Source organism: Pseudomonas sp. GZD-209, from assembly GCF_049310485.1.
GTDB classification, from domain to species: domain Bacteria; phylum Pseudomonadota; class Gammaproteobacteria; order Pseudomonadales; family Pseudomonadaceae; genus Aquipseudomonas; species Aquipseudomonas sichuanensis.
Genome location: NZ_JBMOWQ010000155.1, coordinates 19,103 through 43,572 on the forward strand (window position 1 = coordinate 19,103; position 24,470 = coordinate 43,572).

Consider the following 24,470-nt stretch of genomic DNA (forward strand, 5'->3'; position numbering starts at 1 on the left):
GCCAAGCTGGGGGATCGGTTAAACGCAGTCTTGGGCACAACTTTTTTTGCGTTGGGGAAAAAGTGTGAGTAGTGCCGCTACGCAACTGCCTCGATATTTGCCGATGCCACGGATCTCAATGGATACTGACGCGCCCCCAGACTTGTGCCTCACAGGAACCAACCATGGACAAAATGACGGCCTTGACCATCTTCGTCGCCGCCGCCGAGCACGGCAGTTTCAGCCGCGCCGCCGAGCAGTTGGGCAAGACGCCGTCGGCGATCACCAAGGCCGTTGCCCACCTGGAGGCGGAGTTGGGTGTGCGCCTGTTCGAACGCACCACCCGGCGCATGGCCCTGACCGAGGCCGGCAGCCTGTACCTGGACGGCGCGCGCCAGGCGTTGATGCATTTGCAGTTGGTCACCGAGGAGGTCGAGCAGTTGCAGCATGAACTGCGCGGCACCCTGCGCATCACCGCGCCACCCTCGTTCGGCCCGGCGTTTCTCAACCAGGTGTGCTGCCGCTTCATGGGCGAACACCCGCAGGTGCGCCTGGAGGTGAACCTCAACGACGCCAACGAGGACCTGATCGACGGCGGTTACGACCTGTCGCTGCGCGACGGCCCCACCGACCAGCCCGAACTGATCGCCCAGCCGCTGATCGAGAACCGGGTGATCCTCTGTGCCAGCCCGGCCTACCTGCAGCGGCGCGGCGCGGACATCACCCTGGACAACTACGCCCAGCACGACTGGCTGCTGCTGCGCCACCCGTTGCTCAACCGCAGCTTCTGGTGGATCGAGCGCGACGGCCAGGCCCTGCGGGTGCGCCAGCCCACCGCGCGATTGCTCAGTGACAACTTCGATTTTTTGCTGGCCTGCCTGCTCGACGGCCAGGGCCTGCAATTCGTGCCCACCTGGTGCGCGGCGCCGTACCTGGCCCGCGGCGAACTGGTCGAGGTGCTGCCAGACTACTGGCGCGCCCTCAGCGCCTTCGGCCCCTGGGTGCACGTCCTGTACCTGCCGCACCGGCGCAATACGCGCAAGGTGCAGGCTTTCATCGCCTTGCTGCATGAGCACCTGCGAGAGCAAGGTTTGCAGGCCTGAGTTTTTCCACCTGGGCACAAAAGTTGTGCGGGGCAGGGCGATGATCGGCTGCGGCGGCGTGGTTAGGCTTGTCTGAACATCGAGCCTGCCGTACCAGGAGTTCCCCGCAGTGAAGATCCATACCTTCGTCACCGACATCCGCGACCCGCTGGCACGCGGTGCGCAGCTCGGCGCGCTGTTCGCCGAGCAGATCCGTCACACCACCGAGCTGTACCTGGGCTTCTTCCCCAGGGTAGGCGTGAGCCTGGGCGAGGCCCAGCGCATCGGCGAAAACAGCCTGGCCGCGCTGGAGGCCTGGAGCCCGGAGCTGGCCGCCGAGGTGATCGGCATGGCCAAGGGCGCCGACCTGCCGCTGTGGCAACTGGCCGCCCTCAACGCCCGTACCGAAGTGCTGGCCGCCCGTACCCGCCACCACGAATGCTCGACCAGCGTGCACGCCCCGCGCGGTGCGCGAGCGCCGCAGACCCTGCAGACCTGGGACTGGCATGACAGCCTGTGCCCGCACGGCCTGATGCTCGGGCTGCACACGGCGCGCGGCATGCAGGTCAAGCTGTTCTGCGAGTTCGGCATGCTGGCCAAGCTGGGGGTGAACAGCGCAGGCCTAGGCCTGCATTTCAACATCCTCCACCACGCCAGCGACAACGCCAGCGGCGGCGTGCCGGTGCATGCCATCGCCCGGCGCCTGCTGGAAGACGCTCGCAGCGTCGACGAGGCCGTGGAGCTGGCGCGCTCGGCGCGGGTCAGTGCGTCCACAGTGCTCACCGTGTTTTCCCGCGAGGACCGCAGCCCGCGCGCGGTGAGCATCGAACTGAGCCCCGAGCGCACGGCGTTGGTGTTGCCCCGCGAGGATGGCTGGCTGCTGCACACCAACCATTTCCTCGACCCCCAACTGAGCCAGGGCGAGCAGGTCGCCGACCGTGCTGACACCCTCGGCCGCCTGGGCCATCTGCAGCAGGTGATCGGCCAGATGACCGACGCCGACCTGCGCGCCCGTGCCGAGGCTATGTGCGGCGCGGCCGGCGACAGTGCGCCGATCTGCTTCCATCCGGACATGGCCATGCCCGACACCGAGCGCTGGGAGACCCTGCTCAGCGTCGGCATCGACACCGAACATTGCGCGCTGGACTACGTGGCGGGCACCCCGCTGCAACTGGCCAAGGCCGGCTTCCAGCGCTTCTGAGCCCACCCGCATTCCGAGAATAAAAACAATGCATGCGCACACCGCTTCATCCCGCTCCGCCTTGCGGACCTTTTGCGTCTCCGGCCTGGGCACTGCGCTGGAGTTCTACGACTTCATCATCTACGGCACCGCCGCCGCGCTGGTCTTCCCCCAGGTGTTCTTCCCCGGGCTCGACCACCTGACGGCGACCCTGGTGGCGTTCAGCGCCTTCGGTGCAGGGTTCTTCGCCCGGCCTCTGGGCGGCTTGGTGTTCGGCCACTACGGCGACCGCATCGGCCGGCAGAAGGTGTTGGTCGCCACCTTGCTGTTGATGGGCCTGAGTACCTTCCTGATCGGCTGCCTGCCCAGCCACGCCAGCATCGGCGTGGCTGCGCCAGTGCTGCTGGTGCTGTTGCGCCTGGTCCAGGGTTTCGCCGCCGGCGGCGAGTGGGGCGGCGCGGCGCTGTTCGGCATCGAGTCGGCGCCGCCCGGACGGCGCGGGCTGTGGGGCAGCTTCACGAGCATGGGCATCGGCGTCGGCGGGATTCTTGGCGCCGGGGTATTCGCCATCGTCAGCGCCGCGGCCAACGACAACCTGGTGGATTTCGCCTGGCGGATTCCGTTCTGGCTCGGCGGCAGCCTGGTGCTGATCGGCCTGTATGCGCGGCTCAAGACGCCCACGCCGCTTGCCGCGCCTGCGGCCAAGCCGGCGCAGGCACCGTTGGCCGAAGCGCTGCGCCAGCGGCCACGGCAACTGCTGCTGTGCACCGGCATCGCCTTCGGCTACTGCACCATCGCCTACATCGGCAGCACCTTCTTTCTCACCTATGCTACCCAGGCCGGGTTCGGCAGCACCCAGGCACTGATGTTCGACCTGACCCTGTCGGTGGCCATCGTCCTGTCGGCGCCGCTGTTCGGGCACCTGTCCGACCGCCTCGGGCGGCGCCCGGTGATGGTGTTCGGTGCCTTGGTGATGGCGCTGGGGTTGTTTGCCTTCTTTGCCTTGGTCGACATGAAGAGTTTTGCCATTGCGCTGGGCGCCTACAGCCTGGTCGGCCTGCTGATGGGCGCGACCCAGGGGCCGATCCCGGCGTTCCTCGGCGAGCAGTTCCCGCGTGAGATGCGTTATTCGGGGATTTCCGCCAGCTACCAGGTCGGCGCGGCGTTGGGCGGGGGCACGGCATCCAGCGTTGCCACGGCGATCCTCATCCTCACCGACCACAACCCGTTGGGTGTGGCGCTGTACGGGGCAGCGGCGCTGGCGCTGGTGGCGGTGTGTTCGTTGATGCTCAGGGAGACGGCGTGGTTGAGCACGGCGCAGATCGACGAGGCGCCCGCACCGGGCGCTGACGGGGAGGTGTTCGTCAGGCATTGATGGGGCGTCTGCGCCGACGCTTCGCCGGCAAGCCGGCTCCCACGACGACCGCGCCGAACTCCAGTCACGCGCTGCCCTTGTGGGAGCCGGCTTGCCGGCGAAAGGTCTCAACCCCGCTCGCGCTGGCGCAACGCCGTCACCGTCTCGCCGCCCACCCCCCAATTGTCGGTGGGCACCTCTTCGATCACCACGAAAGTGCTGGCCGGTGGTTTGCCCAGCACCTCCTGCAATAGCCGCGTGGTGCCCTCGATCAACTGGCGTTTGTGCTCGGCGCTGACGCCTTCATCGGTGACGCGGATATGGACATAAGGCATGGTTCGATCCTCTGCGTGTTCAGTGCCAGGTGCCGGCGGTGCTGCCACCGTCGACGGGCAGGATGACGCCGCTGACGAAGCGTGCGTCGGTCAGGTACAGCACGGCGTCCACCACATCCTGCGGCTTGCCGGTACGGCCGCTCGGCGACAGCGCGCCCAGCCCTTCGGCCTGGTCGCCGTGCAGCGGGGTGTCGATGATCCCCGGGGCCACGGCGTTGACCTGCACGCCGCTGCCCGCCAGCTCCAGGGCCAGGCCCTTGACCGCCTGGTTCAGGCCGCCCTTGACCAGCACCGGCAGCAGCGCCGGTACCCGGGTATCGGGTTGCAGGGCGATCGAGGCCGTGATGGCGATGATGTGCCCGTGCCCCTGTTGCTGCATCACCTGCGCGGCGGCCTGGGCGGGGTAGAAGAAGCCCTTGAGGTTGGTACCGACCAACGCATCGACGTCGGCCTCGCTGTAGTCCACCACCGGTTTCGGGATGAAGATGCCGGCATTGTTGACCAGGATGTCCACCCGGCCAAAGGTCTTGAGCGCGGTGGCGAACAGGCGCTCGGCGGTGGCTTTTTCGGCGATGTCGCCGGCCACGCCGACGAACCCGGCCGGGTTGCCCAACTGCGCGGCGGCGGCGTCCAGTCGTGCCTGGCTGCGGGCGTTGCCGACCACGTTGTCGCCGCGTTCGAGGAAGGCCTGGGCGAGGGCGAAGCCCAGGCCGCTGGATGCGCCGGTGATGATGACGGTGCGTGGGTTGCTCATGGGGTGATCTCCAGTGGATGAGCCTTGGCTCGGGGTGGAATCACTGTAAGTTGCAACGCTCGCTTGAAAAATGAGGCGCATGGCATTTCAATCGATACACCGTGTAATCAATCGAGCCACCATGACCCGCCATTTCGATGACCTGCAACTGGGCAGCCTGGAGCTGTTCTGCCTTGCCGCCGATGCCGGCAGCTTCACCGAGGCGGCCACCTTGGCCGGAGTCACGCCTGCCGCCGTGAGCCGGTCGGTGGCCCGCCTGGAAGAGCGGTTGGGCGTGCGCCTGTTCGTGCGTACCACCCGGCAGATGCGCCTGTCCGAGGCCGGGCAAGCCTACTACCAGCATTGCCGCCAGGCCTTGGGGCAACTGGTGGAGGCCGAGCGGCAGGTGACGGGCGGGCAGCTCGAGCCCAGCGGCCGGCTGCGCATCAGCGCGCCGACGCCCTATGCCCACCACCGCCTGCTGCCGTTGTTGCCGCGCTTTCGCGAACGCTATCCGCAGGTGTTGGTGGATGTGCACGTCAGCAACCGCAATGTCGATTTCGCCGAGGAGCAGTTCGACCTGGCCATCCGCGGCCGCGCCCCGGCTGACTCGCGGCTGGTGGCGCGGCGCCTGGAGGACGCCGAGCTGGTGATCGTCGCCACCCCGGGCTATCTGGCCCGGGCGGGGGTGCCGCAGACACCGGATGACCTGGCCGGGCACGACTGCATCCAGTTCGAGATGCCCAGCAGTGGTCGCCGTCCGCCTTGGAGCTTCCAGCGCGACGGGCAGCTGATCGAGCTGGACACCCAGGGCGCCTTCACCTGCCTGGGCGACTTCCTTGCCACCAGCACGCTGGTGCGCCACGGTGGCGGCCTGATGCAGGCCTACCGATTCACCGTGCAGGACGCCCTGGACAGCGGTGAACTGGTGGAGGTGCTGGCGGATTTTGGCGGCACCTCGCGGCCCTTCATGCTGGTTTACCCGCAGGCCAGGCACATGCCGTTGAAGGTGCGCGTGTTCATTGATTTCCTGGTCAGCGAACGGCCTCTGCCGTTTGGCTGAAGCCCACGCAGGGCGTGCGCTGGAGCACTATTCTTGTCGCTGCGTCGGCGGGGTGTGCCGCCGACCTTTCAGCAGTCCGGCTATTTCCCAGGAGAACGCTCCATGAAATCCATGACACTGCTAGTGATTGCCTCGGTACTGAGTTTTGCCGCCCAGGCCGAGGACAGCGCGGCGACCAACTGTGATGCCAAGATCAATGACCTGGAGTACATCAACAAAACCGATGGCCAGGCGCTGCATGGCGGCATGGCGCACGACTACCATGAGCTGCTCAAGGAGGCCAAGGCCGCCAAGGCCAGCGGTGACATGGCCAAGTGTCAGGCCTCGGCCGACCGTGCCAAGACCATCTACAACAAAGCGCGCGGCAAGTAGCCAGGAGCCTTTGGGAGGGCGCGGGGTCTCGTGTAAGCTCGCTTGGGTCATCTCACGAGAGCTCTCCATGATCCCGTCCAGCCCGCGCCTCGACAGCCTGCTCACCGGTATCGCCCGGCCCTTCACCCGCCCAGGCTCGCACAGCGCTATCGACAAGCAGCCCCGCCAGGGGGCCTTGCAGGTGACCGCGCTCGGTATTGCGGGTGACGAACAAGGCGACCTGCGCGTACACGGCGGGGTCGAGAAAGCCATCCATCACTACCCCCGTGAGCACTACGCCGCCTGGGCTGCCGAGCTGGGCGAGCACCCGCTGTTGGCGCAGCCCGGCGCTTTTGGCGAAAACTTCAGCAGCAGCGGCTGGACCGAGGCCGATGTCTGCCTGGGCGACCGCATCCGTGTGGGCACCGCCTTGCTGGAGATCTCCCAGGGGCGCATGCCGTGCTGGAAACTCAACGAGCGTTTCGACGTGGCGCAGATGGCCCTGCGGGTGCAGCAGAGCGGGCGCACCGGCTGGTACTACCGGGTCGTGGAGGAAGGCGAGGTGCAGGCGGGCGACAGCCTGCAGCTGGTCGAACGCCCCCATGGGTTGTGGTCGGTGGCGCGGCTGTCGGCGGTGCTGTTCGACAAATGCCTGGAGCCTGAACTGCTGCAGGAATGCCTGGCGCTGCCGCTGGTACCGAACTGGCGGCGGACCCTGGAAAAGCGCCTGGCGCAACGCCAGGTCGAAGACTGGTCGTCGCGCCTGCAGGGGCGCAGCGACGCCTGAACATCTGCCCTACAAGACAAGGAACCCAGCATGCCCTTCGAACTGGACGACCGCCTGGTGATTGGCGTCGCGTCAAGCGCGGTGTTCGACCTCAGCGAAGCCGATGCGGTGTTCCGCCGCGACGGCGAGGCGCAGTACCGCAAATACCAGGAGCAGCACCTGGACGTGCCGCTGGGCAAGGGCATCGCCTACCCGTTCATCAAGCGCCTGCTGGCGCTCAATGACCTGCGCGAAGACCCGGAGGACCCGCTGGTGGAGGTGGTGCTGCTGTCGCAGAACGACCCCGACACCGGTTTGCGGGTGATGAAGACCATCGGCCATTACGGGCTGAACATGACCCGGGCGATCTTCACCCAGGGCCGCTCGCCTTATGAATACATTCCGGCACTGAACATCGCGCTGTTCCTGTCCGCCGACAAGCAGCATGTGGACGCGGCGATCCAGGCCGGCTACCCGGCCGGGCAGGTGCTCGACTCGCAGTTCGATGACGACGAAAGCGACGACAACCTGCGCATCGCCTTCGACTTCGATGGCGTGCTGGCCGGGGACGAGTCGGAGGCGGTGATGCAGTCCGGCGGGCTGGGCAGCTTCCATGCCCACGAAGTGCTGAACAAGGCCCAGCCGCACAACCCCGGCCCGCTGAAGGAGTTCTTCGTGCGCATTGCGCGGATACAGGCAGCGGAGGAACAGTTCAAACTGGACCACCCCAGCTACGAGAACCGCCTGCGGGTGTCGATCGTCACCGCGCGCAACGCGCCATCCCACGAGCGGGCGTTGAACACCTTGAAGAGCTGGGGGGTGATGGCCAACGATGCGTTCTTCCTCGGTGGCATCGAGAAACGTCGGGTGCTGCAGGTGCTCAAGCCGCACATCTTCTTCGATGACCAGTCCGGGCATTTGAAAAGCACCAGTACGGTGGTGCCGTCGGTGCATGTGCCGTTTGGGGTGACCAACCGTTCGGCGTGACATGATCGACCCTCATCGCGGGGCAAGCCCGCTCCCACGTGGGCTGAGTTCCCGCTTCCTGGGAGCATGCAAATGCGTGGGAGCGGGCTTGCCCCCTTGCCCCGCGATTGGGCGTCAAGAAGATCGCCTCAGAACCACCGGTCGTTACGCTTTCGCCCCCGGGTCAGCGCCGGCAGGATCAACCCCAGCAGCAACCCGGCACCGGCAATGCTGCCGCCGTAGACCATGTAGCGCATCATCACCTGCTTGTTTTCATCCCCCAGCCGGGCCTGGGTGTCGCGCAGGTTCGACTGGGCTTCGGCGAGCTGCTCGTTGAGCGCCTTGTTGCGGGTTTCCAATTCGTCGATCAGCGCCTTGCGCGAGTCCAAGGTCTCCTGCATGCCTTGCACGCGGCTCTTCCAGCTGTCGTCGATGGTTTTCAACTGGCCGGACAGGTCGGCCACCTGCTGGTCGAGCTGCGGCAGGCGCTCGCTCTGGCCCGGCAGCGCCTGCAGGTCGCTGCTGAGGATCCACACCAGGTCGCCGCTCTGGCCGCGCACCTGGCTGTAGTTGCCCTGGCTGGTCACCAGGCTGACTTTCTGCCCCGACTTCAGTGAACCGACGATCCGGTGGCCATCGGTGGGGCCACTGCGCACGTAGGTGCTCAGGCTGTCGCTGACCCAGCGTGCATCGCTGGCCGGCTCTTCGGCATGGGCCGGGGCGGTGAGGGCGATCAGGGCGGCGATCAGGCTGCCACGCAGGGCGGGGAGGGCGGAGTTGGCGGGCTGCTTGTCTGGCATGGTGGTCTTCGCTGAAACGGGGCAAATGAAGGCCCGATGACTGGGCCGGCGATCCGGTCGGGTGAATTGACCGTCAGCCAAAGACCGCTTTTTTGTAGGCAGGTTCACTGCTTAGTGCAGGAAATGCCTACAGAGTGTTGCCGGATGTACACACAAACGAAAACGGGGCAGGCCATCGCTGGCCTGCCCCGTTCATGTCAACGCGCCGGATCAGGCGACCTTGACGATCCAGCCAGCCGGTGCCTCGACGTCACCGCTCTGAATGCCGGTCAGCTCGTTGTAGAGCTTCTGGGTGACCGGGCCGACCTTTTCCAGGTCGTGGAACACGTGCAGCTTGCCGTTGTACTCGATGCCGCCGATCGGCGTGATCACCGCGGCAGTGCCGCAGGCGCCGGCTTCGATGAAGCGGTCGAGCTTGTTGATCTCGACATCGCCTTCGATCACGGTCAGGCCCAGGCGCGATTGCGCCAGTTCCATCAGCGACAGGCGGGTGATACCCGGCAGTACCGAGGCCGATTTCGGGGTGATGAACTCGTTGTTGGCGGTGATGCCGAAGAAGTTGGCCGAGCCGACCTCTTCGATCTTGGTGTGGGTCAGCGGGTCCAGGTAGATGGCGTCGGCGAAGTTGGCCTTCTTCGCTTCGGCGCCCGGCTGCAGGCTTGCGGCATAGTTGCCACCGACCTTGGCCGCGCCGGTACCCTGGGGGGCGGCACGGTCGAAGCTGGAAATCTGGAAGTTGTGCGGCTTCATGCCGCCCTTGAAGTACGAACCCACCGGGATGGCGAAGATCGAGAAGATGAACTCGGGCGCGGTGCGCACGCCGATGTTGTCACCGGTGCCGATCACGAACGGGCGCAGGTACAGGGCACCCTTGCCGTGCGGCGGAACGAAATGCTCGTTGGCCTTGACCACTTGCTTGCAGGCCTCGATGAACACGTCGGTGGGCACGTGCGGCATCAGCAGGCGGGCGCAGCTGCGCTGCATGCGCGCGGCGTTCTGGTCGGGGCGGAACAGGTTGATCGAGCCGTCCTTGCAACGGTAGGCCTTCAGGCCCTCGAAGCACTGCTGGCCATAGTGCAGGGCGGTGGAGCCTTCACTGATGTGCAGCACGTTGTCGTCGGTCAGGGTGCCCTTGTCCCACTCGCCGTTACGCCATACGGACAGGTAACGCTTGTCGGTCTTGATGTAGTCGAAGCCCAGCTTGTCCCAGTTAATGCTTGCGTTGCTCATGACACCCTCATAGCTCAAAGCCCGAACACGGCGGGCTGCTGTTATATGCGCACCACGCCACCTTAATACATCCGGCGCGGATCGGAAACGGCCAGTCACGAATTGGCTGGGGGGGGGCTGGGCGGGGGCTGGGTTGTTGGTTGATTCAGGGTTTGAGTTGGGCCATCGGGTGCATGGCGGGATATTGGGTGAGGGCCACTAGGTGCCTGCCGGTGTTTCTGCAGCGCCTGTGAGATCGAGCGCCGCCCGCGCGGCGCTTCGCGGGTAAACCCGCTCCCACAGTTTGTTTCGGGCCAATTATTTCTGTGAAAGTACCGGCGCCTGCCTTGGTGCATGCCTTGAGTCATGTGGGGCGGCGGCAACGCCCACACTGAAACCGCGTCATACCAACAAGGCGGACCAGGTGATGGCACAGGAGAGACTGGCCCGAAACAAACTGTGGGAGCGGGTTTACCCGCGAAGCGCCGCGCGGGCGGCGCTCGATCTCATGGGCGCTGCAAAAACACCGACGATCAGCTGGTGGCTTTCACTCTGTATCCCGGCGAGCACCTTCCAGCCCTCACACGATCCAAAATGGTCACAAACTCAGCGCAGCCGCCGATTCCAGTCCCCGCCATGATCGCGCCAGCACGCCTCTTCACTGTCATAGCGCACATGCCAGGCCACATGGTCCAGCTGCACACCGGCCTCGGCCAGTGCCTGGCTGGTCAGCGCCAGTATCCGCGCCTTGGCCGCACCGGCCAGGGCAACGGCCTTGGCCGTGTCATCAGTGAACACCCAGGTGATGCGCAGGCTGGCGGGGAAGTCGTCGAGGTCGACCTGGTGGGTGAGCCAGGCAAAGCCGACGATCTCAGCCTGAGCAGTGGCACAAGCCTCGGTAAGGCAGGCGACCATTTCCCGCTCCAGGCGCGCCAGCGCGCGTTTGTTGCCGGCCATCAGGCGTCGTCGATCTGCTGGCAGAAGCGCAGGCGGTTGCCGAACGGGTCGGCGATCTGCATTTCAAGGCCCCAGTCGACCTTCTCGGCGTGCGGGCGGGAGTAGCCGTACTGCTTGGCCTGCAGTTCCCGTTCCAGGGCCTTGAGGTCCTCGACCCGGGCGAAAATCGCCGAACCCGGGGTGGCATCGCCGTGGTGTTCGGACAGGTGCAGGATCAGCCCGTCGCGATGGACCTGCATGTACAGCGGCAGGTCGGCGGCGAAACGGTGCTCCCAGTCGAGGGTGAAACCGAGGAAATCAAGGTAGAACTCCCGGGCCTTGTCGACCGAGAAGATCCGCAGGATGGGGATGGCAGCGGCGAATTGCATCGGAGCTCCTTGTGCTGTGCGTTTTCCTGGGGCGTGAGTGTACCGCCGTCGGCACCGCTTGAGGGCGCGCTTTTGCCACGCAATTGCGCAGTACGAGGCCCGTGGCATCCTCGATTGTATACATCGTAGGAAAATTCATTCGGATTCATCTGATTACTTGGCCTGCAACCTGCAACATCCCGTTCATCAATTTTGATCGATTGGTCAGGCAGCCGCGCTGGCATGGTGTTCAAGACGCCACGCCAGGGCGGCCCAGGCCACGGATGACGGGGGTTTTGGATGTCCTTGCCGGAGCCGCACACGGCACACGATGAGCAGGCGGGCTGGAGCGCGCACCTGCAGCTGCGCTTCGTCCAGCGCGAGGGCGTGACCCGGCTTGGTGCGCGCCGCCATGTCGGACCTCTTTTGGTGCAGCGGCCGTTCTACCCCGAGGGCGCCCCATGCCACGTTTATGTGCTGCACCCGCCTGGCGGCATCGTCGCCGGTGACCGCCTGGAGCTGGACATTCACCTTCAAGCGGGCAGCCATGCGCTGCTGACCATGCCCGGCGCCAGCAAGTTCTACCGCAGCATCGGCCCGACCGCACGGCTGGCGCAGCGCTTCCACCTGGCAGCCGGCAGCACCCTGGAGTGGCTGCCCCAGGACAGCATCTTCTTCAATGGTGCCCGCGCCAGCCTCGACAGCCGTTTCACCCTGGCGCCCGGTGCCCGCCTGCTGGCCTGGGAAACCCTGTGCCTGGGCCGCCCGGTGATGAATGAACGGTTCGAGCAGGGCGCCCTCGACAGCCGCCTGTGCATCGAACTGCCCGACGACCCCGGCTTGCACGAGCGCCTGCGCATCGACGGCGGGCGCCTGGACAAGCTCGGCGGCCACCCATTGCTCGCCACCTTCTGTGCCGCGCCTGCGGACGCACAGGTGCTGGAGCAGGTGCGCGCACTGCTGGATGAACTGCCCACGCCAGCCGGCGCGACCCTGCTTGGGCCACTGCTGGTGATTCGCCTGCTCGACCACGACAACCAACACCTGCAACACCACCTGCAGCGCCTCTGGCACTTGCTGCGCCCGGCCGTGCTCGGCCTGGCGCCGTGCCCGCCGCGTATCTGGGCCACCTGAAGAGAGCCTCCATGGAGCTGACCCCAAGAGAGAAAGACAAACTGCTGCTGTTCACCGCCGCCTTGCTGGCCGAACGGCGCCTGGCCCGTGGCCTGAAGCTGAACTACCCGGAGGCCGTGGCGCTGATCAGCGCGGCGGTGCTCGAAGGCGCCCGCGATGGCCGCACGGTGGCCGAGCTGATGAGCCTGGGCCGCGAAGTGCTGGTGCGCGAACAGGTGATGGACGGCGTGCCGGAGATGCTCCACGACGTCCAGGTCGAAGCCACATTCCCCGACGGCACGAAGCTGGTGACCGTGCATGACCCTATCGTCTGAGGTACTGCCCATGATCCCCGGAGAAATCCAGGTCGCCGCCGGCGACATCGAACTCAACGTCGGCCGCGCCACGGTCAGCGTCAGTGTGGCCAACCATGGCGACCGGCCGGTGCAAGTCGGCTCGCACTACCACTTTTATGAAGTCAACGATTGCCTGGTGTTCGAACGCGCGCCGGCCCTGGGCTTTCGCCTGGACATCCCGGCCGGCACCGCCGTGCGTTTCGAGCCGGGCCAGGCGCGCACCGTGCAGTTGGTGGCCTACGCCGGCAAGCGTGAAGTGTATGGCTTCCAGGGCAAGGTGATGGGCGCGCTGGAGAGCAAGGTATGAGCCGTATTTCCCGTCGGGCCTACGCCGACATGTTCGGCCCCACCGTCGGCGATCGCGTGCGCCTGGCCGACACCGCGCTGTGGGTGGAGGTGGAGAAAGACTTCACGGTCTATGGCGAAGAGGTCAAGTTCGGCGGCGGCAAGGTGATCCGCGACGGCATGGGCCAGGGCCAGATGCTGGCGGCCGAGGCCATGGACCTGGTGCTGACCAACGCACTGATCATCGACCACTGGGGCATCGTCAAGGCCGATATCGGCGTCAAGCACGGGCGCATCGCCGCGATCGGCAAGGCCGGCAACCCCGACGTGCAGCCCGGTGTGACCGTGGCGGTCGGGCCGGGCACCGAGGTGATCGCCGCCGAAGGCAAGATCGTCACCGCCGGTGGCATCGACTCGCACATTCATTTCATCTGCCCGCAGCAGGTGGAAGAAGCACTGACCAGCGGCGTCACCACCTTCATCGGTGGTGGCACCGGGCCGGCCACCGGCACCAACGCCACCACCTGCACCCCAGGGCCCTGGTACCTGGCGCGCATGCTCCAGGCCGCCGACAGCCTGCCGATCAATATCGGCCTGTTGGGCAAGGGCAACGCCTCGCGCCCCGAGGCGCTGCGCGAGCAGATCGCCGCCGGTGCGGTGGGCCTCAAGCTGCACGAGGACTGGGGTTCGACCCCGGCGGCGATCGACTGCTGCCTGGGCGTGGCCGAAGAAATGGACATCCAGGTGGCGATCCACACCGACACCTTGAACGAGTCCGGTTGCATCGAAGACACCCTGGCCGCCATAGGCGAGCGCACCATCCACACCTTCCACACCGAAGGTGCCGGCGGTGGCCACGCCCCGGACATCATCCGCGCGGCGGGGCAGGCCAACGTGCTGCCGTCGTCGACCAACCCGACCCTGCCGTACACCGTCAACACGGTCGATGAGCACCTGGACATGCTGATGGTCTGCCACCACCTGGACCCGAGCATCGCCGAGGACGTGGCCTTCGCCGAGTCGCGCATCCGCCGCGAGACCATCGCCGCCGAGGACATCCTCCACGACATGGGCGCCTTCGCCATGACCTCGTCCGATTCCCAGGCCATGGGCCGGGTCGGCGAGGTGGTGCTGCGCACCTGGCAGGTGGCGCACCAGATGAAGCTGCGCCGCGGCCCGCTGGCGCCGGACAGCAGTTACAGCGACAACTTCCGGGTCAAGCGCTACATCGCCAAGTACACCATCAACCCGGCGCTGACCCACGGCATCGGCCACGAGGTTGGCTCGGTGGAAGTGGGCAAGCTGGCCGACCTGGTGCTGTGGGCACCGGCGTTCTTCGCGGTCAAGCCGGCGCTGGTGATCAAGGGCGGCATGATCGTCACCGCGCCCATGGGCGATATCAACGGCTCGATCCCCACGCCACAACCGGTGCACTACCGTCCGATGTTCGGTGCCCTGGGCGCGGCGCGGCATGCCACGCGCATGACCTTCCTGTCCCAGGCCGCCATGGACCGTGGCCTGCCCGAGGAGCTGAAGCTGCAAAGCCTGATCGGCGTGGCCCGCGGCTGCCGACAGGTGCGCAAGGCAGACATGGTGCACAACACCCTGCAGCCAGTGATCGAGGTCGACTCACAGACCTACCAGGTGCGCGCCGACGGCGAGCTGCTGGTGTGCGAGCCGGCCAGCGAACTGCCGCTGGCCCAGCGCTATTTCCTGTTTTGAATGGTTTGGCTGGACGGGTATCTGTGGGAGCGGGCTTGCCCCGCGATGCATGGCACCGCCGCTCCCACGTCCCCAGGCCCGCATGACCGATTTGTTTGAAAGGAGTGAACATGATCGTACTAACCCGCAGGGTCGCCGACGCCGAAACGGTGACCGGCAGCGTCACCCTGACTGTCGACAGCCGGATCAAGAGCCGCCTGCGCGTGACCCTCGACGACGGCCGTGATGCCGGCTTGATGCTCGAACGCGGCCACCTGCTGCGCGGTGGCGAGCTGCTCGCCGATGCCGAAGGCGGCCAGGTGATTCGTGTGCTCGCCGCGCCCGAAGCGGTATCCACCGTGCGTTGCAGCGACCCGCACCTGCTGGCGCGCGCCGCCTACCACCTGGGCAACCGCCATGTGCCGTTGCAGATCGAACCGGGCTTGCTGCGTTACCAGCACGACCATGTGCTCGACGACATGCTGCGTGGCCTGGGGCTGACGGTGGCTGCCGAACAGGCGCCGTTCGAGCCCGAGGCCGGCGCCTACCAGAGCGCACCGCATAGCCACAGCCATAGCCACGCTCACGATCATCCCTTCGTGCGCCTGCAAGCCCATTCCTGAACACCTCCTGGAGCTGACCATGAAAAAGACTTTCGCCCTGATGCTGCTGATGGTGGCCCTGCCGGCCTTCGCCCACCCAGGCCACGACGCCAACCCGTTGCAGGATGGCCTGCTGCACCCGCTGACCGGCCTCGATCATTTGCTGATGCTGCTCGGCACCGGCGTGCTCGCCGCGCTGACCGGCCGCACCCTGGCCCTGCCGTTGGCCACCTTGGCGGCCATGTTCGGCGGCGCGGTGTGCGGCCATCTGTTCGGTGATGTGGTCGGCATGGAGCAGATGATCCTCGGCTCCCTGCTGGTGGCCGCTGCGGCCATGCTGCTGCCCAGCCGCCAACTGCTGCTGTCGCTGATCATGCCGGTGTTTGCCCTGTTCCATGGCTGGGCCCATGGCGTGGAGGCCACGCCCAGCGCGTTCTGGCAGTTCAGCGCCGGCTTCGTCACCGTCAGCGGCTTGCTGCTGGCCGCAGGCTTTGCCGTCGGTTGCCTGCTGCGCCGCCATGCCGGCCTGCAGAAGGCCTTCGGCGGCGGCCTGCTGGCCGGTGCCGCGCTGGTGCTGGCAGGCTGATGAACAGCGACCTGGCGCTGCTGCGCCTGCTGCAGCTGGCCAGCCCCGGCCTGCCGGTGGGGGGCTTTACCTACTCGCAGGGCCTGGAGTGGGCGGTCGAAGCCGGCTGGGTACGAGATACCGCCAGCTTCGCCGCCTGGCAGCGTGAACAGCTGCACGACACCCTCGGCTACCTCGACTGGCCGCTGCTGGCGCGCCTGTACCGTGCCTGCCAGGCGGGTGACGCCCAAGCCTTCGCGCACTGGAGCCGCTTTCTGCTGGCCAACCGCGAAACCGCCGAGCTGCGCCTTGAAGAGCAGCAGCGCGGCAGCGCCCTGGCGCGCCTGCTCGATGGCTGGCAACTGGGCCAGGCGCCGGCCTGGCGGCCCAGCCTTGAACTCAGCCAGCTTGGCGGCATGGCCTGGCTTGGCGCGCACTGGTCGATCCCGCTGCGCCAGCTCGCGCTCGGCCTTGGCTTTGCCTGGCTGGAGGGGGCGGTGATGGCCGGGGTCAAGCTGGTGCCGTTCGGCCAGCAAGCGGCGCAGAGCCTGCTGCGTGACCTGGGCGAGGCGTTGCCTGCGGTACTCGATCAAGCCCTGGCGCTGGAAGACGACCAGCTCGGCGGTGGCCTGCCACTGCTGGCGATCGCTTCGTCACGCCACGAAACCCAATACACCCGTTTGTTCCGTTCCTGAGGACTGCCTAGATGGAAAACTACCAGCAACCCCTGCGTGTCGGTGTCGGCGGACCGGTCGGTTCCGGCAAGACCGCGCTGCTCGAATGCCTGTGCAAGGCCATGCGCGATCACTACCAGATTGCCGTGGTGACCAACGATATCTACACCAAGGAAGACCAGCGCATCCTCACCGAGGCCGGCGCGTTGGAGCCCGAGCGCATTGTCGGCGTGGAAACCGGTGGCTGCCCGCATACCGCGATCCGCGAGGATGCCTCAATGAACCTCGCGGCCGTGGAGGGGTTGGCGCGCAAGTTCGGTAACCTTGAAGTGATCTTTGTCGAGAGCGGCGGCGACAACCTCAGCGCCACCTTCAGCCCGGAGCTTGCCGACCTGACCATCTACGTGATCGACGTCGCCGAAGGCGAGAAGATCCCGCGCAAGGGTGGGCCAGGCATCACCAAGTCGGACTTCCTGGTGATCAACAAGACAGACCTGGCGCCCTACGTCGGTGCCTCGCTGGAGGTGATGGAGCGCGACACCAACCGCATGCGCCCCGAGCGCCCCTGGACCTTCAGCAACCTGAAGAAGGGCGACGGGTTGCAGGCGGTGATCGACTTCATCGTCGAGCGCGGGATGCTTGGCGCAAGAGCTTGAATGCGCTGGCGATCTTGGGCTTACGAGGGCGCGCCTACATAACAAGAAAGGATTTCCGGGGGCGCATCGGCCATCACCTGAATGCAGTGGCAAGCTTCAGGTCTAGAGTCTTTGACGCTGGCACGACCCGCCAGCGAAGCCCGTTCAAGGAGTCAGAATGAGAAAGATCGCAACAATCGCGCTGTTGGCCGCTGCAAGTGTGCTCCAGGTTGCCTATGGCCAGGAGCCCACACAGCGGGATGTGGCCGAGCGTGAGGCCATTTCGCCGTTTGCCCCGCGCAACGCGGCCCCTGCAGTGAGCATTCGCTTGGCGAGCATCGCCGTCCCCCGAATGGCTTGCCCGAAAGGAACCTTGCGCACCCCGATGGGGCATTGCCAGCCGTCATTCGATTTTGATTGAGCCTTGGCGCGTCTGGTGGATGTTCATGCGGTCGCGCAGGAGGCGTAGCGCTGTGGCATAAGTTGCTCCTACGAGGCGGCGTTAAGTTTCCGAGGCATGTGTGGGGCTTTACCTAAAGTCGTAGGTTTGGACCGAAGGATAAGGTCTGTCTGGCTGTCGGCAGGGGAGTAAGACAACTCACCTGCCGCCGCTAAAAGCAGAAATCCCACTCAAGGAAACATGTATGAAAAAGCTCGTCCTGATCGCCCTGTTGGCCACTGCTGGCCTGACCCAACTGGCCCACGCGTCTGGTGGGTACATTCCCGATTGCCCAAAAGGCACATACCCGACCTTTGCGGGCCACTGCCAGCCTGATTTTGACTTCGACTGAAGGCACTGAGCTGAAACGGCGGCAGCCTTTTGAAACCACTCGGCGGGCCTGGGATGTTCCGGGGCTGTCGGGAGGTTCTATCCAGTATTCGAAAATCGTAGCGAGGGCCAACTCCGCCGCAACAAATAATATGCTCAACCCCTAGGTTAATCCTTGCCTGCCGCAGCCGTCCGAGACCCTGTTACACAGAGTAAGCTGTGGGAAAAATCCCAGCGTGCCGACCACGGCGCCATAGAGGTACCCATGGCTTCATACACCTTGCGTCAACTCAAGTACTTCGTCACCACCGTAGAGGCCGGCAGCGTTGCCGAAGCCTCGCGTCAGCTGTACATCGCCCAACCGTCCATCTCCACGGCGATCAAGAGCCTGGAAGAAAGCTTTGGCGTGCAGCTGTTCATTCGTCATCACGCCCAGGGTGTGTCACTGACCCCCAGCGGCAAGCGTTTCTACGCCAAGACCCGCGCCCTGCTGCAGATGGCCCACGAGTTCGAACAGAACGCCCTGGCCGACAACGACACGGTGGCCGGGCATATCGACATCGGCTGTTTCGAGACCGTGGCGCCGCTGTACCTGCCACGGCTGATCGCCGGTTTTCGCGCACGTTACCCCGGGGTCGACATCCGCCTGCGCGACGGTGAGCAGCAGGAGCTGATCCAGGGCCTGACCGCCGGTACCTTCGACCTGGCGTTCCTCTACGACCATGACCTGGACGGCACCATCGAAGCCGAGCCGTTGATGCCACCGCAGAAGCCCTACGTGCTGTTACCAGAGAAACACCGCTTTGCCGGCCAGGCCCAGGTGTCGCTGCGCGACCTGTGCCCGGAGCCGATGATCCTGCTCGACGTGGCGCCCAGCCGTACCTATTTCGTCAGCCTGTTCAACGAACTGGGGCTCACGCCCAACATCGTCTTCAGTTCGCCGTCGATCGAGATGGTGCGCGGGATGGTGGGGCAGGGCTTCGGCTTTTCGCTGCTGGTGACCCGGCCGCATACGGAGTTCACCTATGACGGCCAGCGCCTGGTGATGTTGGACATTGCCGAGCCGGTGACGCTGTCGGGGCTGGCCGCGGCGCACCTGAAACGGGTGCAGTTGACCAAGCCAGCACAGCTATTCGTGGAGTTTTGCCGGGAAGAGTTGGCCAAGTTCTAAAAAGCATCGCGGGGCAAGTCGCATCGGCGCACCGCCGCTCCCACGCCAGTTCAAGCGTGGGAGCGGGCTTGCCCCGCGATTGCATCCCATCGGTTTACTGCTGATCCGGCACCACTGCGATCACATCGATTTCCATCAGCCATTCAGCCTGGGCCAGGCCCGCCACCACCAGACCGGTGGAAATCGGGAACACGCCCTTGAGCCACTTGCCAACCTCCTTGTACACCGGCTCGCGGAAGCGTGGGTCGGTGATGTAGGTGGTGGTCTTGACGATGTGCGACAGGTCCGAGCCTGCCTCCTCAAGCAGTTGCTTGACGTTCTTCATCGCCTGCTCGGCCTGGGCGCCCGGATCGCCCAGCCCCACCAGACGACCTTCGAAGTCGGTGCCGACCTGGCCGCGTACATAAATGGTGTTGCCGGCGCGGACCGCCTGGCACAGATCATTGTCCAGGGCCTGGTTGGGGTAGGTGGCCTTGGTGTTGAACATGCGAATACGGGTATGAGTTGGCATCAGTGGGCTCCGAGGGTGCTGACGTTGCTGATCGAGGTGTTCTGCCCATCCGCGTTGCGTTGGTCGCGGTCGCGGTAGGCCAGGTAGGTGCGTTGGGTGGCGATATGGCCGGCGACGTGCTTGGCGTCGTGCCATACGCCCCAGATGAACGACGAGCCACGGCGCGACAGCCAGGGCAGGCCGAGGAAGTACACGCCCGGCTCTTTCGACACGCCGCGCTGGTGCTGTGGCTTGCCGTTGGCGTCGAAGGCGTCGACCTGCAGCCAGCTGAAGTCCACGCCGTAACCGGTGGCCCAGATGATGCTGGTGACATTGGCCTTGGCCAGGTCCAGTTCGCGCAGCGGGTTGCTGACGCAGTCCGGGTCGGGCAGGCGCTTGCGCGCATCGGGTTCCGCCGGCAGGTCGAGGCCGTTGCGCTCGATGTAGGCGTCAGCGGCATCCAGCAGGGCCAGGTAGTTTTCGTCGCCACGCTGGATGTTGTCGGCCAGGTTGTCCTGGAACCGCGCCACGCCGCCTTCGAACGACTGGGTCAGGCCGACCAGGGTCATGCCCTGGTGGGCGAGGGCGCGGAAGTCCACGGTGTGGCCGCCGCGGGCGCCGGACACGGCGATGGTCACGTGTTCGCGGCCGGGCTTGGCGATTTCCGCGTCCCACTCACCGAGCACGCCCAGCCACCAGCAGAAGTCGCGGTTGCGGTAGCTGCGCGGTGGGCGGTCGTGGGCGCCGACCGACAGGTACACCTGGCGCCCGGCACGCATCAGCTCTTCGGCGATCTGCACGCCGGAGGAGCCGGCGCCGACCACCAGCACCGCGCCTTCGGGCAGTTGCTCGGGGTTGAAGTAGGCGGCCGAGTGGATCTGGTGCAGGCTTTCATCTTTTGGCGCGATGGCCGGAATGACCGGCTTCTGGAACGGGCCGGTGGCGGCCACCACGCGGTTGGCGTGGATCACGCCCTGGTTGGTTTCGATGGTGAAGCCCGGGCGGTCGGCGTTGCGCGCCACTTTCTTCACTTCCACGCCGGTGCGCACCGGCAGGTTGTATTTGCGTACGTACTGTTCGAAGTAGTCGGCGACCTGGTCCTTGCCGGCGAAGGCGTCGGCGTCCAGATCGAATTCCAGGCCCGGGAAGCGGTCGTGCCAGACTGGCCCGTTGGCCACCAGCGAGTCCCAGCGGCCGGTGCGCCAGGCCTCGGCGATGCGGTTGCGTTCCAGCACCAGGTGCGGCACGCCGAGCTTGCTCAGGTGTTCGCTCATGGCCACGCCGGCCTGGCCGGCGCCGACCACGAGGGTGTCGATTTGGTAGTTGTTCAGTGTCATGTCCGAGCCCTTGTTCAGGCGGTTGTTGTTGAGGTCGGTTGGGAGGACCGCCGTTGCCTGGGGCCAGACTAGGGATGGCTGGTAAATCGCGAAAATAGTATTTAGCTGGGGCTTGCCGATAAATTGGCGAAGGGGTCATCGGGTTGGCAGGCCTGTGGGAGCGGGTTTACCCGCGAAGCAGTCGGCGCGTTGTGTGGCACGGGCTGCGCCCGTGTTCGCGGGTGAACCCGCTCCCACAGGCCCTTAGTTTTTTCCTGTGCAATAGCCATGAAAATGCTCGTTTCGCACCTGCCAGGGCTTGCCGAGAATGCAGGCAAACCCAGACAGGAGCTGCACCCATGACCTTTTCCATCATCGGCCGCTGCCAGGACACCGGCCAGGTCGGCATCGCCATCAGTTCGTCGAGCATCGCCGTGGGCGCTCGCTGCCCCTGGGTGCGTGCCGGTGTGGGCGCAGTTTCGACCCAGAACATCACCTTGCCGGCGCTTGGCCCGCAGATCCTCGATGCCCTCGAGCAGGGCCAGCTGCCGCCTGCCGCAGTGCTGGACCAGGTGCTCAGCGCCAACGGCTGGAGCGAGTACCGCCAGGTCACGGTGATCGACAGCCATGGCCAGGTGGCGCTGTTCACCGGCAAGGAGGCCCTTGGCGTGCACAACGCGGTGGCCGGCGAGCAATGCGCGGCGGCGGGCAACCTGTTGTCGTCGCAGGCCGTGATCGAGGCGATGGTCGGCGCCTTTGAACAGGCAGGCGGCCACCTGGCCGATCGCTTGTTGGCAGCGATGCATGCGGCCATGGCCGCCGGCGGTGAGGCGGGGCCGGTGCATTCAGCGGCGTTGAAGATTGCCGGCGAGCTGACCTGGCCACTGGTTGACCTGCGCGTGGACTGGGCCGAGCAGGACCCGATCGGCGAGTTGGACAAACTGTGGCAAGCCTATCGCCCGCAGATGCAGGACTACGTGACCCGTGCACTCAACCCCACAGTCGCGCCGAGCTACGGAGTGCCGGGCGATGAATGAGCTGTCCAGCCAGGCGTTGCTGGCGCGGCTGGTGGGGTTTGCCACCGTCAGCCGTGATTCCAACCTGGAGCTGATCGGCTTCATCCGTGACTACCTGGCCGGGCTTGGGGTCGACAGCGAGCTGTTCCTAAATGAAGAGGGCACCAAGGCCAACCTGTTCGCCACCATCGGCCCGACCGATCGCGGCGGCGTGGTGTTGTCCGGGCACACCGACGTGGTGCCGGTGGACGGCCAGGCGTGGACCGTCGAGCCCTTTGCGCTGACCGAGCGTGATGGCCGGCTGTATGGTCGCGGCACCGCCGACATGAAGGGCTACATCGCCTCGGTGCTGGCGGCGGTGCCGGCGTTCCTGGCGCAACCCTTGAAGCTGCCGGTGCACCTGGCGTTTTCCTATGACGAGGAAGTCGGTTGCCTGGGCGTGCGCTCGATGCTCGAGGCACTGCAGCAGCGGCCACACAAACCAAGGCTGTGCCTGATCGGCGAGCCCACCGAGCTCAAGCCGGTGCTTGGCCACAAGGGCAAGCTGGCCATGCGTTGCCAGGTGCATGGCGCGGCCTGCCATTCGGCGTATGCGCCCTATGGGGTCAATGCGATCGAGTATGCCGCGCGGCTGATCGGCAAGCTGGGTGAGATCGGTGACGAGCTGGCGCGGCCCGAGCAGCATGACCAACGCTTCGATCCGCCGTTCTCCACGGTACAGACCGGGGTGATCAAGGGCGGACGGGCGTTGAACATCGTGCCCGAGGAGTGCGAGTTCGATTTCGAGGTGCGGGCCTTGCCGGGGTTCGAGGCGCAGGCAGTGGCTGACCGTTTGCAGACCTATGCCGAGGCCGAGTTGCTTCCGCGCATGCGGGCGGTGAATGCCGGCAGTGACATCCGCCTGAAGCCGTTGAGCGCGTATCCGGGGTTGGCGACGCCGGCCGACAGTGAGGCGGCGCGGCTGGTGGCGCTGCTCAGTGGGTCTGACGACTTTGGCACGGTGGCGTTCGGGACCGAGGGTGGGCTGTTCGACCAGGCCGGTATCCCCACGGTGGTGTGTGGGCCAGGGAGCATGGACCAGGGGCACAAGCCGGATGAGTTTGTCAGCGTGGAGCAGTTGCGTGGGTGTGATGCGATGCTGATCAGGTTGGCGGAGTACCTGCGCACGGCTTGATGGACAGATCGCGGGGCAAGCCCGCTCCCACGGGTTGGACAGCCCCCAAGAAGTTGGACACCAATCCAACCCTTGGGAGCAGTTCAGCCCGTGGGAGCGGGCTTGCCCCGCGAATGAGGCCTGGAAGTCAGAAGGTGGCCTTGACCTGCAGGCCCACCACCAGCGCGTTATCGATATCTTTCCCGGAAAACGCCCCCGGCTCGACGATGTACTGCACATCCGGGCGCAGGTTGAGCCAAGGCGTGGCCTGGTAGCCATAGCTCAGTTCGATCAACTGCTCGGCACTGTCCAGGTTGGGGAAGTCCTGCCCGGCATCGAACGCGGCGTCTTCCAGCACATCCCGGCTACGCGGGTTCGGCACCGCACGGCCATAGCCCAGCGCCACGGTGTCCCGCGGGCGGCCTTCGAACGGTTTGTACAGCACCACGCCGGTGCCATACCACTTGGTGAACGGCGAGGCCGCCTTGCTCGATGCCGAGTACTGGCCGAAGGCATGCAGGCTGCGGCCCGGCGAAGTGGGGTCGTTCCATACGGCCTGGTCGATCAGCAGGTAATGGCCGCCGCGCCCGGACACCTCTTTGCTGCTGCCGATGCGTTTCACATCGGAGCTGTCGTAGTAGTAGCCCAGCTTGTACTCACCCGGCAACTCGCCCTGCAGCTTGTACACCAGCTCCACCGGCACCACCGTGCCGGTGGTGTGCTTGGGCCCGAGGTGCCAGGCGCGGCTGGAATTGCCGTTGCTCTCGGGGTCGACGTTGAACGCCGCCACCCGCAGCTGCCAGGCCGGCGAGAGGTCGTACTTGACCCGCGCACCCAGGTGGGCGTTGGGGTAGTTGGTCCAGCCGCTGCCGCCGGACATGTTCAGCGGGTGGCCGCAGAAACCGGCGTTCATGAAGTTGCACAGGATGCCGCTGTCCAGGCCGCCCAGGTCGTTGCCCATGGCCATGTAGCCGAGCTTGACGTTGAGCGCCGGGGTGAAATTGCGCTCGTAGCTCAGTTCGGTCAGGCGGGTGTACAGGCCACCGTAGTTTTCCTGGATGGGCAGGCGGTTGCCCACCAGGTCTTCCGAGGCGCTGTTGCCGCGGCGGTCGTTGATGGTCAGCTGGACTTTGCCGTCCAGGCTGTACAGCTTCGCCAGGTCGAATTGCACACCGAGCTTGAGGTTCTGCGAGTAGCGCGCCGAACGGTGCAGGCCGCCGTGGGCGTTGTAGGCGGTTTCGCCGCTGTAGTCGCCGGTGAACTTGACGCCGTCTTCTTCGAGCTGGTGGCGCAGGCCGCCCCAGTCGCCGGTCAGGGTGTTGCGGGTGAGCAGGTCGCTGTCGGCGAGGGCGGTGGTGCTGGCGACTGCCAGGAGCAGGGCAGGGGTAATGCGAATAGCGCAGGGCATTGCGGGTAATCCTGAAATCGTGTGGAAACCATCGCGGGGGGGGAGGGGAAGGGAACCACACAAGGCGCCGTTGAGGGGGGGGAGGGGTGTTGTC

Annotated in this window: 29 protein-coding genes; 20 read left to right on the forward strand and 9 right to left on the reverse strand. The window is 65.8% G+C overall.

The features are described from left to right. The first annotated feature begins 164 nt into the window (after window positions 1-164). From ACO6VM_RS18255 to ACO6VM_RS18265, 3 genes are all read left to right on the forward strand, one after another. Window positions 165-1,082, forward strand: coding sequence for a LysR family transcriptional regulator (locus ACO6VM_RS18255; protein WP_401060887.1), 918 nt, complete (start codon window positions 165-167; stop codon window positions 1,080-1,082). A 109-nt stretch (window positions 1,083-1,191) separates the two neighbouring features. Beyond that, the gene (locus ACO6VM_RS18260) at window positions 1,192-2,262 is read left to right on the forward strand and encodes a C45 family autoproteolytic acyltransferase/hydolase (RefSeq protein ID WP_401060885.1); all 1,071 of its coding nucleotides are present in this window, start codon (window positions 1,192-1,194) and stop codon (window positions 2,260-2,262) included. Window positions 2,263-2,290: 28 nt separating this feature from the next. Beyond that, window positions 2,291-3,616 (forward strand): MFS transporter, encoded by a 1,326-nt coding sequence (locus ACO6VM_RS18265; RefSeq protein WP_401060883.1) that lies wholly within the window; start codon window positions 2,291-2,293, stop codon window positions 3,614-3,616. 107 nt (window positions 3,617-3,723) lie between these two features. Here ACO6VM_RS18265 and ACO6VM_RS18270 read toward each other — a convergent pair whose 3' ends face one another. Together ACO6VM_RS18270 and ACO6VM_RS18275 are read right to left on the reverse strand one after the other, a co-directional pair. Next, a complete protein-coding gene (locus ACO6VM_RS18270) occupies window positions 3,724-3,930 on the reverse strand; it encodes a tautomerase family protein (protein ID WP_125464422.1) in 207 nt (68 codons plus the stop codon). 19 nt (window positions 3,931-3,949) lie between these two features. After that, window positions 3,950-4,684 (reverse strand): SDR family NAD(P)-dependent oxidoreductase, encoded by a 735-nt coding sequence (locus ACO6VM_RS18275; protein ID WP_401060881.1) that lies wholly within the window; start codon window positions 4,682-4,684, stop codon window positions 3,950-3,952. Between the two features lie 121 nt (window positions 4,685-4,805). On the opposite strand from ACO6VM_RS18275, the gene ACO6VM_RS18280 reads away from it, so the two are divergent. From ACO6VM_RS18280 to ACO6VM_RS18295, 4 genes are all read left to right on the forward strand, one after another. Beyond that, window positions 4,806-5,726: a LysR family transcriptional regulator gene (locus tag ACO6VM_RS18280; RefSeq protein WP_401060879.1), complete on the forward strand. Its 921-nt coding sequence runs from the start codon at window positions 4,806-4,808 to the stop codon at window positions 5,724-5,726. Between the two features lie 102 nt (window positions 5,727-5,828). Then, a complete protein-coding gene (locus ACO6VM_RS18285; RefSeq protein WP_401060877.1) occupies window positions 5,829-6,098 on the forward strand; it encodes a hypothetical protein in 270 nt (89 codons plus the stop codon). Window positions 6,099-6,165: 67 nt separating this feature from the next. Then, window positions 6,166-6,864 carry an MOSC domain-containing protein gene (locus ACO6VM_RS18290; RefSeq protein ID WP_401060875.1) on the forward strand — a complete coding sequence of 233 codons (699 nt, stop codon included), beginning with the start codon at window positions 6,166-6,168 and terminating at the stop codon, window positions 6,862-6,864. A gap of 30 nt (window positions 6,865-6,894) precedes the next feature. Further along, on the forward strand, window positions 6,895-7,830 hold the full coding sequence (locus ACO6VM_RS18295) for a 5'-nucleotidase (protein ID WP_401060873.1): 936 nt from the start codon (window positions 6,895-6,897) through the stop codon (window positions 7,828-7,830). Window positions 7,831-7,958: 128 nt separating this feature from the next. On the opposite strand, the gene ACO6VM_RS18300 is transcribed toward ACO6VM_RS18295, so the two are convergent. The 4 genes from ACO6VM_RS18300 to ACO6VM_RS18315 all read right to left on the reverse strand — a co-directional run bounded on the left by ACO6VM_RS18300 (window position 7,959) and on the right by ACO6VM_RS18315 (window position 11,143). Further along, window positions 7,959-8,609 carry a TIGR04211 family SH3 domain-containing protein gene (locus ACO6VM_RS18300; protein WP_401060871.1) on the reverse strand — a complete coding sequence of 217 codons (651 nt, stop codon included), beginning with the start codon at window positions 8,607-8,609 and terminating at the stop codon, window positions 7,959-7,961. A 210-nt stretch (window positions 8,610-8,819) separates the two neighbouring features. Continuing rightward, the gene (locus ACO6VM_RS18305) at window positions 8,820-9,839 is read right to left on the reverse strand and encodes a branched-chain amino acid aminotransferase (protein WP_401060869.1); all 1,020 of its coding nucleotides are present in this window, start codon (window positions 9,837-9,839) and stop codon (window positions 8,820-8,822) included. Between the two features lie 585 nt (window positions 9,840-10,424). Further along, on the reverse strand, window positions 10,425-10,778 hold the full coding sequence (locus ACO6VM_RS18310) for a hypothetical protein (protein ID WP_401059100.1): 354 nt from the start codon (window positions 10,776-10,778) through the stop codon (window positions 10,425-10,427). Next, window positions 10,775-11,143 carry a glyoxalase superfamily protein gene (locus tag ACO6VM_RS18315; protein WP_401059084.1) on the reverse strand — a complete coding sequence of 123 codons (369 nt, stop codon included), beginning with the start codon at window positions 11,141-11,143 and terminating at the stop codon, window positions 10,775-10,777. The genes ACO6VM_RS18310 and ACO6VM_RS18315 overlap by 4 nt, the downstream gene beginning before the upstream one ends. Window positions 11,144-11,422: 279 nt before the next feature. On the opposite strand from ACO6VM_RS18315, the gene ACO6VM_RS18320 reads away from it, so the two are divergent. The 11 genes from ACO6VM_RS18320 (at window position 11,423) to ACO6VM_RS18370 (ending at window position 18,993) form a co-directional block, all read left to right on the forward strand. Continuing rightward, a complete protein-coding gene (locus ACO6VM_RS18320; RefSeq protein ID WP_401059082.1) occupies window positions 11,423-12,256 on the forward strand; it encodes an urease accessory protein UreD in 834 nt (277 codons plus the stop codon). An 11-nt stretch (window positions 12,257-12,267) separates the two neighbouring features. Next, on the forward strand, window positions 12,268-12,570 hold the full coding sequence (locus tag ACO6VM_RS18325; RefSeq protein WP_110992797.1) for an urease subunit gamma: 303 nt from the start codon (window positions 12,268-12,270) through the stop codon (window positions 12,568-12,570). A gap of 10 nt (window positions 12,571-12,580) precedes the next feature. Continuing rightward, the gene (locus ACO6VM_RS18330; RefSeq protein ID WP_401059098.1) at window positions 12,581-12,898 is read left to right on the forward strand and encodes an urease subunit beta; all 318 of its coding nucleotides are present in this window, start codon (window positions 12,581-12,583) and stop codon (window positions 12,896-12,898) included. Continuing rightward, the gene (gene ureC, locus ACO6VM_RS18335; protein ID WP_401059080.1) at window positions 12,895-14,598 is read left to right on the forward strand and encodes an urease subunit alpha; all 1,704 of its coding nucleotides are present in this window, start codon (window positions 12,895-12,897) and stop codon (window positions 14,596-14,598) included. Before ACO6VM_RS18330 ends, ureC begins: the two co-directional genes overlap by 4 nt. 110 nt (window positions 14,599-14,708) lie before the next feature. Next, on the forward strand, window positions 14,709-15,200 hold the full coding sequence (gene ureE / locus ACO6VM_RS18340) for an urease accessory protein UreE (RefSeq protein ID WP_125464412.1): 492 nt from the start codon (window positions 14,709-14,711) through the stop codon (window positions 15,198-15,200). Window positions 15,201-15,219: 19 nt separating this feature from the next. Continuing rightward, a complete protein-coding gene (locus ACO6VM_RS18345) occupies window positions 15,220-15,765 on the forward strand; it encodes a HupE/UreJ family protein (protein WP_153786423.1) in 546 nt (181 codons plus the stop codon). Continuing rightward, window positions 15,765-16,439 (forward strand): urease accessory protein UreF, encoded by a 675-nt coding sequence (locus ACO6VM_RS18350; protein WP_401059077.1) that lies wholly within the window; start codon window positions 15,765-15,767, stop codon window positions 16,437-16,439. The genes ACO6VM_RS18345 and ACO6VM_RS18350 overlap by 1 nt, the downstream gene beginning before the upstream one ends. Before the next feature lie 11 nt (window positions 16,440-16,450). Next, window positions 16,451-17,074, forward strand: coding sequence for an urease accessory protein UreG (gene ureG / locus ACO6VM_RS18355; RefSeq protein ID WP_401059076.1), 624 nt, complete (start codon window positions 16,451-16,453; stop codon window positions 17,072-17,074). 157 nt (window positions 17,075-17,231) lie between these two features. Then, entirely contained in the window at window positions 17,232-17,474 is a 243-nt protein-coding gene (locus ACO6VM_RS18360; protein ID WP_401059074.1) for a hypothetical protein, read from the forward strand. 223 nt (window positions 17,475-17,697) lie between these two features. After that, window positions 17,698-17,844 carry a hypothetical protein gene (locus tag ACO6VM_RS18365; RefSeq protein WP_401059073.1) on the forward strand — a complete coding sequence of 49 codons (147 nt, stop codon included), beginning with the start codon at window positions 17,698-17,700 and terminating at the stop codon, window positions 17,842-17,844. Between the two features lie 243 nt (window positions 17,845-18,087). Then, the gene (locus ACO6VM_RS18370) at window positions 18,088-18,993 is read left to right on the forward strand and encodes a LysR family transcriptional regulator (RefSeq protein ID WP_125464405.1); all 906 of its coding nucleotides are present in this window, start codon (window positions 18,088-18,090) and stop codon (window positions 18,991-18,993) included. 94 nt (window positions 18,994-19,087) lie between these two features. Here ACO6VM_RS18370 and ACO6VM_RS18375 read toward each other — a convergent pair whose 3' ends face one another. Further along, on the reverse strand, window positions 19,088-19,504 hold the full coding sequence (locus ACO6VM_RS18375; protein WP_258642059.1) for a RidA family protein: 417 nt from the start codon (window positions 19,502-19,504) through the stop codon (window positions 19,088-19,090). Next, a complete protein-coding gene (locus ACO6VM_RS18380; protein ID WP_401059071.1) occupies window positions 19,504-20,820 on the reverse strand; it encodes a flavin-containing monooxygenase in 1,317 nt (438 codons plus the stop codon). The genes ACO6VM_RS18375 and ACO6VM_RS18380 overlap by 1 nt, the downstream gene beginning before the upstream one ends. Before the next feature lie 338 nt (window positions 20,821-21,158). On the opposite strand from ACO6VM_RS18380, the gene ACO6VM_RS18385 reads away from it, so the two are divergent. After that, window positions 21,159-21,836 carry a DUF1028 domain-containing protein gene (locus ACO6VM_RS18385; protein WP_401059070.1) on the forward strand — a complete coding sequence of 226 codons (678 nt, stop codon included), beginning with the start codon at window positions 21,159-21,161 and terminating at the stop codon, window positions 21,834-21,836. Then, window positions 21,829-22,989, forward strand: coding sequence for an acetylornithine deacetylase (gene argE, locus ACO6VM_RS18390; RefSeq protein ID WP_401059069.1), 1,161 nt, complete (start codon window positions 21,829-21,831; stop codon window positions 22,987-22,989). The genes ACO6VM_RS18385 and argE overlap by 8 nt, the downstream gene beginning before the upstream one ends. 127 nt (window positions 22,990-23,116) lie before the next feature. Here argE and ACO6VM_RS18395 read toward each other — a convergent pair whose 3' ends face one another. Then, window positions 23,117-24,376: a carbohydrate porin gene (locus ACO6VM_RS18395; RefSeq protein WP_401059068.1), complete on the reverse strand. Its 1,260-nt coding sequence runs from the start codon at window positions 24,374-24,376 to the stop codon at window positions 23,117-23,119. Between the last annotated feature and the right edge of the window lie 94 nt (window positions 24,377-24,470).

Excerpts from the sequence above, each read along its gene's own strand:
- ACO6VM_RS18370 (WP_125464405.1), top strand. The coding sequence starts at position 18,088 with ATGGCTTCATACACCTTGCGTCAACTCAAGTACTTCGTCACCACCGTA.
- argE (WP_401059069.1), top strand. The coding sequence starts at position 21,829 with ATGAATGAGCTGTCCAGCCAGGCGTTGCTGGCGCGGCTGGTGGGGTTT.
- ureC (WP_401059080.1), top strand. The coding sequence starts at position 12,895 with ATGAGCCGTATTTCCCGTCGGGCCTACGCCGACATGTTCGGCCCCACC.
- ACO6VM_RS18395 (WP_401059068.1), bottom strand. The coding sequence starts at position 24,376 with ATGCCCTGCGCTATTCGCATTACCCCTGCCCTGCTCCTGGCAGTCGCC.
- ACO6VM_RS18285 (WP_401060877.1), top strand. The coding sequence starts at position 5,829 with ATGAAATCCATGACACTGCTAGTGATTGCCTCGGTACTGAGTTTTGCC.
- ACO6VM_RS18305 (WP_401060869.1), bottom strand. The coding sequence starts at position 9,839 with ATGAGCAACGCAAGCATTAACTGGGACAAGCTGGGCTTCGACTACATC.
- ACO6VM_RS18385 (WP_401059070.1), top strand. The coding sequence starts at position 21,159 with ATGACCTTTTCCATCATCGGCCGCTGCCAGGACACCGGCCAGGTCGGC.
- ureE (WP_125464412.1), top strand. The coding sequence starts at position 14,709 with ATGATCGTACTAACCCGCAGGGTCGCCGACGCCGAAACGGTGACCGGC.
- ACO6VM_RS18360 (WP_401059074.1), top strand. The coding sequence starts at position 17,232 with ATGAGAAAGATCGCAACAATCGCGCTGTTGGCCGCTGCAAGTGTGCTC.
- ACO6VM_RS18375 (WP_258642059.1), bottom strand. The coding sequence starts at position 19,504 with ATGCCAACTCATACCCGTATTCGCATGTTCAACACCAAGGCCACCTAC.
- ACO6VM_RS18280 (WP_401060879.1), top strand. The coding sequence starts at position 4,806 with ATGACCCGCCATTTCGATGACCTGCAACTGGGCAGCCTGGAGCTGTTC.
- ACO6VM_RS18315 (WP_401059084.1), bottom strand. The coding sequence starts at position 11,143 with ATGCAATTCGCCGCTGCCATCCCCATCCTGCGGATCTTCTCGGTCGAC.
- ACO6VM_RS18365 (WP_401059073.1), top strand. The coding sequence starts at position 17,698 with ATGAAAAAGCTCGTCCTGATCGCCCTGTTGGCCACTGCTGGCCTGACC.
- ACO6VM_RS18380 (WP_401059071.1), bottom strand. The coding sequence starts at position 20,820 with ATGACACTGAACAACTACCAAATCGACACCCTCGTGGTCGGCGCCGGC.
- ACO6VM_RS18265 (WP_401060883.1), top strand. The coding sequence starts at position 2,291 with ATGCATGCGCACACCGCTTCATCCCGCTCCGCCTTGCGGACCTTTTGC.
- ACO6VM_RS18325 (WP_110992797.1), top strand. The coding sequence starts at position 12,268 with ATGGAGCTGACCCCAAGAGAGAAAGACAAACTGCTGCTGTTCACCGCC.
- ureG (WP_401059076.1), top strand. The coding sequence starts at position 16,451 with ATGGAAAACTACCAGCAACCCCTGCGTGTCGGTGTCGGCGGACCGGTC.
- ACO6VM_RS18270 (WP_125464422.1), bottom strand. The coding sequence starts at position 3,930 with ATGCCTTATGTCCATATCCGCGTCACCGATGAAGGCGTCAGCGCCGAG.
- ACO6VM_RS18300 (WP_401060871.1), bottom strand. The coding sequence starts at position 8,609 with ATGCCAGACAAGCAGCCCGCCAACTCCGCCCTCCCCGCCCTGCGTGGC.
- ACO6VM_RS18345 (WP_153786423.1), top strand. The coding sequence starts at position 15,220 with ATGAAAAAGACTTTCGCCCTGATGCTGCTGATGGTGGCCCTGCCGGCC.
- ACO6VM_RS18350 (WP_401059077.1), top strand. The coding sequence starts at position 15,765 with ATGAACAGCGACCTGGCGCTGCTGCGCCTGCTGCAGCTGGCCAGCCCC.
- ACO6VM_RS18290 (WP_401060875.1), top strand. The coding sequence starts at position 6,166 with ATGATCCCGTCCAGCCCGCGCCTCGACAGCCTGCTCACCGGTATCGCC.
- ACO6VM_RS18320 (WP_401059082.1), top strand. The coding sequence starts at position 11,423 with ATGTCCTTGCCGGAGCCGCACACGGCACACGATGAGCAGGCGGGCTGG.
- ACO6VM_RS18330 (WP_401059098.1), top strand. The coding sequence starts at position 12,581 with ATGATCCCCGGAGAAATCCAGGTCGCCGCCGGCGACATCGAACTCAAC.
- ACO6VM_RS18255 (WP_401060887.1), top strand. The coding sequence starts at position 165 with ATGGACAAAATGACGGCCTTGACCATCTTCGTCGCCGCCGCCGAGCAC.
- ACO6VM_RS18295 (WP_401060873.1), top strand. The coding sequence starts at position 6,895 with ATGCCCTTCGAACTGGACGACCGCCTGGTGATTGGCGTCGCGTCAAGC.
- ACO6VM_RS18275 (WP_401060881.1), bottom strand. The coding sequence starts at position 4,684 with ATGAGCAACCCACGCACCGTCATCATCACCGGCGCATCCAGCGGCCTG.